This is a genomic window from Sphingobacterium sp. BS-2 (genome assembly GCF_046161205.1).
Lineage (GTDB): Bacteria > Bacteroidota > Bacteroidia > Sphingobacteriales > Sphingobacteriaceae > Sphingobacterium > Sphingobacterium mizutaii.
In genome coordinates this window covers 1-12090 of sequence record NZ_JBIXGO010000004.1, presented here as the reverse complement: position 1 = coordinate 12090, position 12090 = coordinate 1, and the positions used below count along the sequence as shown (strand labels likewise).

Here is a 12090-nt window from a genome sequence, read left to right as displayed (position 1 = left end):
CTTAAGATTTCGTCAAAAATTCATCTAAGTTCAACAGCGCATTCGCTACCAGGGTATAGGCAGCCTCACTGAGCAATTCTTTCCGGTCTGGAGAAACATGATCTTTACCCAAGAACTTTTCCGCTTCACCCGGACGCTTCTCAAAATTATCATAGGCCTGCGCATAAAGTTTCTCCAGCGCCGCCAGTTTATCCGCGGAAAGGTCCCTGAACATCGTATGTCGGTATCCTGCTGCTATTCCAGATTTCAGGTCACCCTTAGCTTCTTTTTTCATGATGGCAGCCAGATTCTTGGCCGCCTCTATATAGACAGGATCGTTAAGTGTTGTCAATGCCTGTAGCGGTGTATTCGTCCTGATCCTGTCCACCAAACATACTTCCCTACTAGATGCATCAAAAGAGACAAAGGATGGATACGGACTCGTCCTTTTCAGGAAGGTGTAGATACCACGCCTAAATTGATCTTCCCCTTCACTTTTCTTCCAGGACTCACCACTGTACACAGTCATCCAAACACCTTCTGGCTGATATGGCATCACACTTGGACCAAACATCTTCCCGCTCAATAAGCCACTTACTGTCAAAGCTTGATCGCGGATTTGTTCCGCAGAAAGCCTAAAACGCGGACCTCTAGCCAAATAGTAATTCTCAGGGTCTTTTTTGGCGTCCTTACTATCCAAGCTCGATGATTGCCTATAAGTAGATGAAAGCACGATATCCTTAATCAGCGACTTCATGCTCCACGCCTTCTCATGCATCAGATTTAAAGCCAAGTAATCCAACAATTCTCGATGGATCGGCGGATTACTCTGTGTACCCATATCGCCTAATGGCTCCACCAGGCCCCTTCCAAACAGTTGTGCCCATACCCTGTTTACCAGCGTCCTTGCCGTCAAAGGGTTATCCTTGGCAACCAACCATTGCGCGAAGCCCAAACGGTTGTTTGCTGCACCTTTAGGAAAAGGGTTCAATGCCTCAGGCACTTTGGGCTCAACTACATCACCCGGCGCCAAACGGTTACCACGTTCAAATATCTTAGTGGTCCTTTTCATATCTTCAGGGTTCTCGATCATGATCGGAACGCTAGCAGGGTTGGTGTTCACCAATTGCAATATACTTTTTTGCATATGCTCCGCACCTGGAGCTGTCATGTCAGGAAATGGCTCACGAAATGCCATCCATTCCACCATACACACCGGTTCATCCTTTCCTAATTTAGGGTTGGTAAAAACAAGGAATAGATCATGCCTACCTTGCGTTTCCGCAATTGGAGCCTGTATCACCTGTCTTCCCTGCGTGTTTGGCAGCTCTATACTCGCTATGGTCTCTCCGTCCAGCCTGTCTTTACGAATTTCCAGCTTTCCACCAGTATTGCCGGTCCAATAATTCAGGTAGATCAATTTCTTGCCATCCAACTGAATATCCCTCATTCTGGCATTTCCACCATTCCTCACGCCCAACCATTTGGTATCATACAATGCCGCATTGCTCAGCTGATCCGTATAATGAGCATGAATCTTCGGCTCTAGGCTTTTCAGGAAAAGGTCTGTGGAATGCAGAAGCTTTTCATTGCCATATTGAGCCAACCAAGTCTTGATGCTATCAATTTTGTGTTGTTCCTGTTCGCCATAAAAACGCAGCCTAGGGTGATCGCCCTCGGTATCTTCGTCACGGGTATTATTGAAAAAAGCAACAGATTTATAATATTCCTCAAACTTAAAAGGGTCGTAGGTATGGCTATGGCATTGCACACATTCAAAAGTAGTGCTCAGCCAAACCTGATAAGTCGTGTTCACACGATCCAGAACCGCAGCCACCCTAAACTCTTCGCTGTCCGTTCCGCCCTCATCGTTATTCATTGTATTCCTATGAAAAGCCGTGGCGATCAGCTGATCTTTGCTAGGCTCAGGCAACAGGTCGCCAGCAAGCTGCTCAATACTGAATTGATCATAAGGCATATCCTTATTGAAAGCCCTGATCACCCAGTCCCTGTATTCCCAGATCTGCCTCGAACCATCCCTTTCATAGCCCTTGGTATCCGCATACCTAGCCATGTCCAACCACCAGGAGGCCCATTTCTCACCATATTGTTGCGAACTGAGCAGGCTGTCCACCCTGATTTCGTAGGCATTGTCCCGACTATCATTTTTGAAGGCCATAACCTCCGCTAGGCTCGGCGGAACACCGACAAGATCCAAGTAAACCCTTCTCAATAAAGTTTCACGATCAGCCTCCCCCGAAGGAGATAGCCTCTGTGAGTCCAATTTATCTTTGATGAAATAGTCTATGTTATTGGTTATCCCCTTAGGTTTGAATCCAAAAAGAGAAGCAAAAGAAAAAGATTTAGGGACTTCTACCTCTTCAGGAAGCTGATAGGCCCAATGTTTCCCCCATTTAGCACCTTGGTCCACCCATTTACGCAGGATTTCGATTTCACTATCATCCAGTTTTGGCGCATTGTAGGGCATCCGCAATTCCGGGTCCTCTTCGGTCAGCCGTTTGATCATATTGCTATGTTCGGCATCCCCACGAATGATGGCAGGTTCCCCAGATTTCGCATTGGCAAAGGCCTCCTCTTCGAAAAGGAAGCTCAGCTCACCGTTTTTCTTCACCCCACCATGGCATGAAATGCAGTGCTTATTCAGAATGGGCTTTACATCGCTACTGAAATCAACATCTTCACTATTGTGCACAGTAAAAAAACCGACGGCAAGCACCAGAACAGCCAAAGCAGAAAAAACCAATATCTTTCTTTTCATTGCAGGTTTATATTACGCTTAGTTATAGGTTTATAGAATATTTACACAATCCATTAGCAGGAATTTGCAACCATACGTAAAATTAGCACAGAATGTATGTACAATCTGATTCAAGATTGATAGATACTGAGCTTTTTTTTTAACCCTTCAGTTATATATATTAATGAAATACAACAAACTATCTATGGTCAGGTTTATAATTAAAAACACCTTGAATAAGAATTCAATCTAATAAATTTACTAAAAATTTGATACAGGAAATGTATAAATTTTGAGACTAAGAAAGTCTAAAGGATTCTTTAGACCTGGACTGTATGTACAAACTTACTATATTTTTTGCCCCCTAACCTCCTTTAGCATCATTTGCATCACATTGGCATCTTTTTCTATCCAGTTCTGATAATCCAATATTGCCTTCTGTCTTAATTCTTCCGTAACATATTGTTCCTCCACAAGTTGCTTAGAACTTGCTACCTTAACCCAGATCCCAAGTATATCATCAAAGTTTGCTTGACCTCTTAAATAGGTTTCGTTTGACTCCCGAACTTCTATGTTTCTCAATCCATTTTCGTTGAAAATCATGGGCAAACATTCAGCCATGCGATTGTTCATGCCGTTATCCGATCTCCATTTCAACCAAGAAGAATAAAAGCTTCCCATACTTTCAGGAATTTTTGGATCCCATTCAATATCTTCATGGATATAATCCAAAACGGAAAGAATGCCCTTCGTTTTTAAGAACCCTATCATTTTTGCTATGGCTTCATTTGGTTTAGACAGCCATTGTAGGGTTCTTGCAGAAACCACCAAATCAAACTTTTCAATACTTTCGAACTCAAAAATATCTGCATGCAATAATTCCAGGTTACTGACCTCCGCATAATTCCGCTTGCCAGCTTCAATAAAATCTAGGGTGTTATCTATTCCAACAACCTTCCCTTTGGGACCAATTAGATTGGCAATCCCCTTGCTGATGGCACCGGTACCACAACCGACATCCAATACCGATATTCCCGGTTGTAATAATGGAAGAATTGTGTGATAATCCTTTTCAACAGTTCGGCTATCAAATATTTTATCTGCTGCTTGCTCTGAACGATCGACGAATTTCTGCATAATCATTAATAATTTGGGTACTGTAAAATATCAATAATCCAGAACAATTCGGAATATTTTTTACACAAAAAAAAAGAAAATTAATTTCCTTTTCGCTATAGCATAGACTTATTAAAATACTCGATACCAGTACTGTTATACAATTTCTTATAGAGCAGCACGTGCTTCACTAGTTTGGCATGTTCCGTAAACCTTTTCCATTTCTTGAATTTATTTTTCCAGGTAAAGAACTGCTGCATACTCAATAATTCATTGGCCATAGTCTGCGCATTCAGGTTTTCAACCGCTATGCTTCGCAATTCTTTCCCATGTTGAGGGTTGTATTTTTCCAATTCTCGGACCAGGTCCTTTTCGGTGTATTTCCTGTTCAAATAGCGACCAGAACAGTTGTTTTTTACATATTTCCAAAAATTCCTAGGTCTCAGGTACCCATCTGCCTTATTCCCATTATAACCTCGATTATCATAGATTAAACAGGGCCTTCCACATGCCATGGCATCATAGATTGACCTCCCCACACCAACTACCAAATCAGCTTTGTTAATATGCTTTTCTATATTTAGCGTCGGGTTCACGTGCTTGTTAAAAGCCTTGAATTCCAAACCTTTATCCTCACATACCTTTTTCAAAAGTTTATTTGCTTTTTCACTTTGGCAGAGGGAAAGAACACTTTCTAATTCCTCATTTGGCGCTACAATAGACTTTTTCTCGTCCACATCGATTCCATTGAGGATCACTGAATTCGGATAGCCTAAATCTATTAAATGGTCTGATACCTCCTCCGAAATACCCACATGATAATCAGCTAATGGAGATGGCTGTTCCAGATCAGGAATTATTCCGTGGCAAACCTGCACAATAGCTGATTTTCCATAGAGTTCCTTTACAGTTGTATTATGGTTCGCGATGATCAGGTCATATTTTTTATCAGACATAAAGGAAACTTGCAATTCTTCCTCAATTTTATCAGATACATCTCCTTTTGAGAAAGTGAAATATTCCACTTCAATTCCTTCTATATTTTTGAGCGCTTTGATTAAATCGTACGTATATGCCTCGGATCCTCCAATCTGATCCAAATGATTTGTTCCAATTAAAATTTTCTGGGGATTATTACCCATAGTGATGTCTTTAAAAATAGTTAGCCGAATAGGCGGATGATTAATTAAAAACGAAATTGATAGTGATTCGATACTCCATTACTGCAACTTTCTTGTTACAAACACCCTTCTTTATTGATTCTCACTAATTTCCCAATGCTTAGTTTATATATATTTGTGGTAATGAGATTCGCCTCTATCATATTAATGGTTTATGTCATGGTCCTAACTTTCATTCCATGCAGTGATCGTATGACCGAATCTCATACCCATTTACATAGTGGGACAGAACAAAGCAGCCATCAGGAACATCATGACTGCTCAAAAGACAGCTGCACCCCTTTTTGCACCTGTTCATGCTGCGGCATTTCCTTAACGGTAGCCAACTTCCATGTGTTCAACCTTGAAAAACCAATAGAATCTTACGCCAACATTGATTTAACAGAAAAAGAGTATCCCCTTGTCAGCAATGACCAGGAAAACATTTGGCAGCCTCCACAGGTTTAATCTTCAATTTTTTATTGTTCCTGAATCATAGATTCAGGAAGATTTATTTTATAGATATGGCTCAATATCGCCTTATCTAAATACCATAAAATGTTGAATTTAAAGCCATTCATGTGCTAGATCAAATCATAAAGTTTAGTATCAAGAATAAGATCATTATCGGAATAATGACCTTGGTTTTGATCATTTGGGGGGTATGGTCAGCTACCAAACTACCCATTGATGCCGTTCCTGACATCACTAACAATCAGGTCCAAATATTTACCAGTACCCCGACCCTTGCCGGTCAGGAAGTGGAACGTCTCGTTACTTTCCCGATTGAGCAGAGCATTGCCAATATCCCTGATATTGAAGAAATCCGATCCATTTCTAGATTTGGTCTCTCTGTCATTACCGTTGTCTTTAAGGAGGATGTGGATATCTATTTCGCCCGGCAACTCATCAATGAAAAACTTCTTGAAGCGACTGAGGACATCCCGAAAAACATCGGAAATCCTGAAATGTCGCCAGTCAGTACCGGTTTAGGCGAGGTCTATCAATATATCATCCACCCTAAAAAAGGTAGTGAAAGCAAATATACCTCCATGGATCTCCGTGAGATGCAAGATTGGATTGTTGCCCGTCAACTCTATGGAACTCCTGGCGTAGCCGAAGTAAACAGCTTTGGTGGCCAATTAAAGCAATATGAGGTTGCTGTCCATCCCGATCAATTACGAGCTATGGGGGTCAGCATTCCTGATATTTTCGATGCCCTAGAAAAAAACAATCAAAACACAGGTGGTGCTTATATCGATAAAAAACCTAATGCTTATTTCATTAGGGGAATAGGATTAGTAAGTTCCCTTGAAGATGTAGGTAATATCCCTGTCAAAACGGATGGCATCGTTCCTATCTTCATCAAAGATGTTGCAGACGTCAGATTAGGCTCCGCAGTCCGTTATGGGGCTTTGACCTATAATGGCGAAGTCGACGCCGTAGGCGGAGTGGTTATGATGCTGAAAGGCGAGAATAGTAATGATGTCGTGAACCGAATCAAGGAAAAGCTTCCGACTATCCAGAATTCATTACCTGAAGACGTGGTTATTGAACCCTACCTGGACCGTACCGACCTTATCGGCAGAGCTATTGGTACAGTAGAGAAAAACCTGATTGAAGGAGCCCTTATCGTCATCTTTGTTTTAGTCCTATTCTTAGGAAACCTCAGAGCAGGATTAATTGTCGCCTCAGCCATTCCCCTTTCCCTATTATTTGCATTAGGCATGATGAATGTCTTTGGCGTCAGTGCAAACTTAATGAGTTTAGGAGCGATCGACTTTGGTCTAATCGTTGATGGAGCCGTTATCGTGGTCGAAGCCACCTTACACCATTTAGGATTAAGAAAATCTACCCATCGACTTAGCCAAAAAGAAATGGACCAAGAGGTTTTCGATTCGGCTTCCAAAATCAGGACACAGGCTGCTTTCGGAGAGATCATCATCCTGATTGTTTATATCCCTATCTTAACGCTGGTGGGTGTAGAAGGCAAAATGTTCTCGCCAATGGCCAAGACCGTAGGTTTTGCCATTTTTGGAGCACTTATCCTTTCATTGACCTATATCCCTATGATGTGTGCCCTTTTCCTTCCTAGAAAAGGACATGATAAAAAAACATTTAGCGATAAATTCATCGAAAAATTGCATCAGATGTATGCACCATTATTGGAAAAAGCAATACGGGTTAAATACATCATCGTGTCCATAGCAGTAGCTATTTTCTTGTTTTCGATCTTTCTTTTCAACAGAATGGGGGGCGAATTTATTCCACAGTTGCAGGAAGGTGATTATGCCTTTCACTGTATCCTCCCTCCTGGAACCTCCTTGAGCCAAAGTATTGAAACATCTATGCAGGCATCTAGGATTATCAAGGAATTTGAGGAAGTAAAAATGGTAGTGGGTAAGACCGGAGCAGCCGAAGTACCAACTGACCCCATGCCACCAGAAGCAACCGACATCATGGTGATATTGAACCCACAGGATGAATGGAAATCTGGACGGTCCTATGAAGAACTCGGCGATGCTATTATGGAAAAACTCCAAGTCATCCCGGGAGTATTCTTCGAAAAAAACCAACCGATCCAGATGCGCTTCAACGAACTGATGACTGGTATCCGCCAGGACGTAGCGGTAAAAATCTTCGGTGAGAACCTAGACTCCCTATTGACTTATGCCAATCAGGTCAATGCAGTAATTCAAACGGTTCCGGGAACAACTGCCCCTCAAGTGGAGCAAGTTACAGGACTGCCACAAATCAACATCATTTACGATCGCGTCAGGATGGCCAATTATGGATTGACAATAGAAGATGTCAATGATGTGGTCAGTACAGCATTTGCAGGAAAAAGCAGCGGCATGGTATATGAGAATGAAAGAAGGTTTGATCTGGTAGTACGACTTCATGATGAACATCGAAACAATATTGAAGATGTAAGCCAACTGTTGATCCCTACCCAAAACCATCAACAGATCCCTCTATCGCAGGTGGCTAAAATCGACTTCACCGTTGGACCGGCCCAGATCAGCCGTGAAGGAGGTAAAAGAAGGATAGTTATTGGTTTCAACGTTGCAGGTAGAGATGTCCAATCCGTAGTGGAGGAAATACAAGAAAAATTAGGCGCGCAGGTTAAACTGCCAGCAGGTTATTACTTTACTTATGGCGGACAATTTGAGAACCTACAACAGGCTAGCTCTAGGTTAATGATCGCCGTGCCTATTTCACTATTGCTTATTTTCTTCCTGTTATATTTCACCTTCCATTCCTTCAAGCAAGCAACCTTGATCTTTACGGCAATCCCAATGAGTGCCATCGGTGGGGTCTTCGCTCTATTAATTCGGGATATGCCCTTTAGTATCAGTGCTGGTGTTGGCTTTATTGCCCTGTTTGGGGTCGCCGTACTGAATGGTATTGTATTGATCGGTAAATTCAATCAGCTAGAAAAAGAAGGGATGACGGATATTATCCAGCGGGTGAAGGTAGGAACCGAGATCAGGTTAAGGCCTGTCCTCATGACGGCTACAGTAGCATCTTTGGGATTTTTACCGATGGCAATCAGCACCAGTGCCGGAGCGGAGGTTCAGAAACCACTGGCAACCGTGGTTATCGGTGGTCTGGTCACGGCCACGATCCTGACGCTTTTTGTCCTCCCACTTTTATATATCATTTTCAATTCTAAAATCAAGATAAAACCTGCGCCTATGAAAACGACTATAAGCTTATTTATCTTAGGGTTTTTAGGAATATCCTCTGCAAATGCTCAACAAAAGATCAATATTGACCAGGCTATCCAAATTGCGGTTGAGAACAATAAAGGGTTAAAGGCCAATGACCTGGAAATTCGAGCGGCGGAAAGCCTGCTCAAAACCAGTGGAGAGCTCCCTAAAACAGACCTCAATTTTCAATATGGCCAAAACGATGGCTTTGAGCAGAACGATGCGATCTCCATTTCCCAATCCATCCCATTTCCTACCCTATTCAAATCTAGAAAAGCATTGGTCAATGAACAGGTGAAAGCTAAGCAAGTTGAAAAATCAATAGGCATCAATCAGTTAAAACAACAGGTTCGCACCTATTTTCTACAAATCGCTTATCTGGATAACAATGAAAAGGAACTTAAATCTCTTGACAGTATCTACCGGGATTTTATCCGCATAGCCGAAGTTCGATTCAATGCAGGGGATACGAAAAAAGTGGATATCAATACTGCTCAAGCTAAACAAGGAGAAATCAATCTATTGTATAAACAGAATGAAACCTTGAAGAGAAATGCGTATAACAGCCTTAAGAACCTGATGCAGGTTACCGATGATTTTGAGGTTGAGATAGCTGAAATATTTGAACCTATCCGTCTTTCAGAGATAACCGATACCTCAAAAATCGCTGAACATCCGCAAATCCAAGCCCTCTATCAACAGGCTCGCATCGCAGAATCCAGCAAGCAAGTCGAGAAATCATCGGGTTTGCCAGATTTCAACATCGGTTATACCAATGCTTCCCTGATGGGAATGCATGAAAGAAATGGAGTTGAAAAGTATTATGGCCGTGGCCAACGGTTCAGCTCTTTTGACGTTGGTATAGCCATCCCATTAACCTATGGGACGACAAAGGCCAAGATCAGGTCCTTAGACTTTGAAAAACAGGCTGCTGAAATGGCTGCAGAATGGGAAAAGCAAAAGCTACAGAACGAATATGCGAATATGATGAACCAGTATGAGCAGAACCTCGCTCAGTACAATTATTTCAAGGATAATGCACTACCCAATGCGAGGGAAATAATCAATGCTGCTAAACTGGGATATTCTGCCGGCGATATATCCTATGTAGAATATCTTTTCGCTCTACAGACCACAACAGATATCTATTTGAATTACCTAAAGAGCATTCAGAGTGTCAATGAATCTGTTATTTCAATTTATTCAATCATTAATCAATAAGCTTATGCAACCCATCAATAAAACAAAATACCTTCTATTCTGCCTAGGCTTTGCATGCATATTGTCTTCTTGTAATAGCAGTTCTAGCAATTCGGAAAAATCTGCTGAAACCGAAGAAGGCCATGGACATGAACATGGAGCCACCGAAAAAACGACGATTACCTCACTGACTGATGAGCAGATCAAGGAGGTGGGCATTCAATTTGGACAAATTGAGCAGAAAAACCTTACTGCGCGAATCACAGCCAATGGGGTTTTGAATGTACCCAATAATAACCGTTCCAATGTGACTCCCCTTTATGGAGGAGTGATCCAATCACTGAATGTTCAATTAGGCGATCATGTCAGAAAAGGGCAAACCATTGCGACCATTATCAATCCGCAATTCATCCAATTGCAAGAAGATTATCTGAATGCAAATAATGAGATTCAAGCCGCGGAACAGGAGCTTCAGCGCCAGCAAGAGCTTAATGCGGGCAATGCTGGAGTCAAAAGGAACCTTCAGAATGCGGTGAGCAACCTGAATATCTTGAGGACCAAAAAAGCTTCTTCTGCAAAACAACTCCAATTGTTGGGAATTAACCCGAATGCCATTTCAACCAGCAATTTGCGATCGGCATTGTCAATTAGCAGTCCGATTAATGGAGTCGTATCCAATATTTTTGCGAAACTGGGCAGTTATGTGGATGTCTCCTCTCCTATAGTTGAGGTTGTGGACAACAGCATGATCCATCTGGATCTGCAGGTATTCGAAAGGGATCTGCCGAAGTTAAAGGTAGGCCAAGAAATCAGTTTCACGACCACGAACAATCCAAGCAAAATCTACACCGCCAAGATTTCCCAAATTGGTGCTTCATTTGAAAATGAAAGCAAGACCATAGCTATCCACAGTATGGTGGTTGGAGATAAATCAGGCCTCATTGATGGCATGAATACTTCAGGTTCCATCAGCGTGGAAGATGTAACAACCGCAGCAGTTCCCGATGAAGCCATTGTAGAGTCTGAAGGTAAAACCTTTATTTTTATCGAAACCGATAAAAAACCCGAAGCAGAACATGAAGACCATGAACATGCTGCTGGCGAGGAACATGACCACGTAGGCGAACACGATCATCCTGAAGAACCCCATGTACATAAGGAAGGTGAAGAACATGATCATGCTGAACACTCGAAATCTATTAATTTTGAAAAAATAGAGGTGCTAAGGGGAGTTTCTAGTATGGGTTATACCGGTATTACCCCAGTAGTTGAAATACCAGCTAATAGCAAGATCGTAGTAAAGAATGCATTCTTTATCAATGCTAAAATGGTAGGTACAGTTGGCCATAGCCACTAAACCATTAAAGTAAACAACATAAACATCATAGGTCTGGATTTAAAACTCCAGACCTATGTTTTTTTATTATTAGGCCTATGCAAGCCAATCTCATCCAGCATTTTTTTTCGTTGAACTTTGTTTAAAATTTGACAAAAGTATGCTTGACATACAACAGGTAATTTGGCTTTCCTTTTAGTGTTATTCGAGACATATTTTGAAATTTCCGAATATGTCTCGAACATGAGCAAAAGCAGACCCGAAGAACATGTTCCATTTTGGAGATTTAGAGTTTTTACAAAATTTTCAGGAAGGTGCTGAGGTGTACAGCTTAAAGAAAAAAAAGCTTTCCTTTCCGGTGTCAAACTGAGGCACGATTTTCTCGGAATAATACAAACAATGATTGGATAAGTGTACAGGTCCTGTACCTGCGGTTTTAACCTCTACAAAAATTCCACCCCCTCTGGGGGTTCAGTAAGGGATACATTTAATTTTGGAGGTTTGCATTTCTCCGAGATGTTTCGTTGCTACGATGACACGTTTGTTAAATCTGTGTTTCTAGGTATTTAGAGCTATATTTCCTTTCCAGAAGAATATTTTTTATCCGCCATACATCCCCAGCGGGGGATGAATTATTTTAGCATGGATGGTAAACAATATAGGGCTAATGCAAAAACAATGTTCGATTTATCGAACATCGTTTTTGCGCGACTTCCAGGCTAACGTGCCATGCCTGCTAAAATAATGGAACCCCAAAAGGGGTTCTATATTTAAAAAATAAAAGAGCTAATAGATTTTCATTGCCAACATGCTGTCATCACCTTCCGA

The 12090-nt window shown here is 41.7% G+C and carries 6 protein-coding genes; 3 read left to right on the top strand and 3 right to left on the bottom strand.

Going from position 1 to position 12090, the window contains the following annotated elements; all coding sequences use genetic code 11:
* Window position 1 precedes the first annotated feature (1 nt).
* From ACK2WI_RS00860 to ACK2WI_RS00850, 3 genes are all read right to left on the bottom strand, one after another.
* Window positions 2-2758 (bottom strand): DUF1553 domain-containing protein, encoded by a 2757-nt coding sequence (locus ACK2WI_RS00860; protein WP_409149304.1) that lies wholly within the window; start codon window positions 2756-2758, stop codon window positions 2-4.
* 327 nt (window positions 2759-3085) lie between these two features.
* Window positions 3086-3874: a class I SAM-dependent methyltransferase gene (locus tag ACK2WI_RS00855; protein ID WP_409149302.1), complete on the bottom strand. Its 789-nt coding sequence runs from the start codon at window positions 3872-3874 to the stop codon at window positions 3086-3088.
* Between the two features lie 95 nt (window positions 3875-3969).
* Entirely contained in the window at window positions 3970-4995 is a 1026-nt protein-coding gene (locus tag ACK2WI_RS00850; RefSeq protein ID WP_409149300.1) for a hypothetical protein, read from the bottom strand.
* Between the two features lie 135 nt (window positions 4996-5130).
* Here ACK2WI_RS00850 and ACK2WI_RS00845 point away from each other — a divergent pair, with 135 nt between their 5' ends.
* The 3 genes from ACK2WI_RS00845 (at window position 5131) to ACK2WI_RS00835 (ending at window position 11283) form a co-directional block, all read left to right on the top strand.
* Window positions 5131-5481: a DUF6660 family protein gene (locus tag ACK2WI_RS00845; RefSeq protein WP_409149298.1), complete on the top strand. Its 351-nt coding sequence runs from the start codon at window positions 5131-5133 to the stop codon at window positions 5479-5481.
* Window positions 5482-5594: 113 nt separating this feature from the next.
* Complete coding sequence (locus ACK2WI_RS00840; RefSeq protein ID WP_409149296.1) at window positions 5595-9947, top strand: CusA/CzcA family heavy metal efflux RND transporter; 4353 nt, start codon at window positions 5595-5597, stop codon at window positions 9945-9947.
* 4 nt (window positions 9948-9951) lie between these two features.
* On the top strand, window positions 9952-11283 hold the full coding sequence (locus ACK2WI_RS00835; RefSeq protein ID WP_409149294.1) for an efflux RND transporter periplasmic adaptor subunit: 1332 nt from the start codon (window positions 9952-9954) through the stop codon (window positions 11281-11283).
* Window positions 11284-12090: the final 807 nt, after the last annotated feature.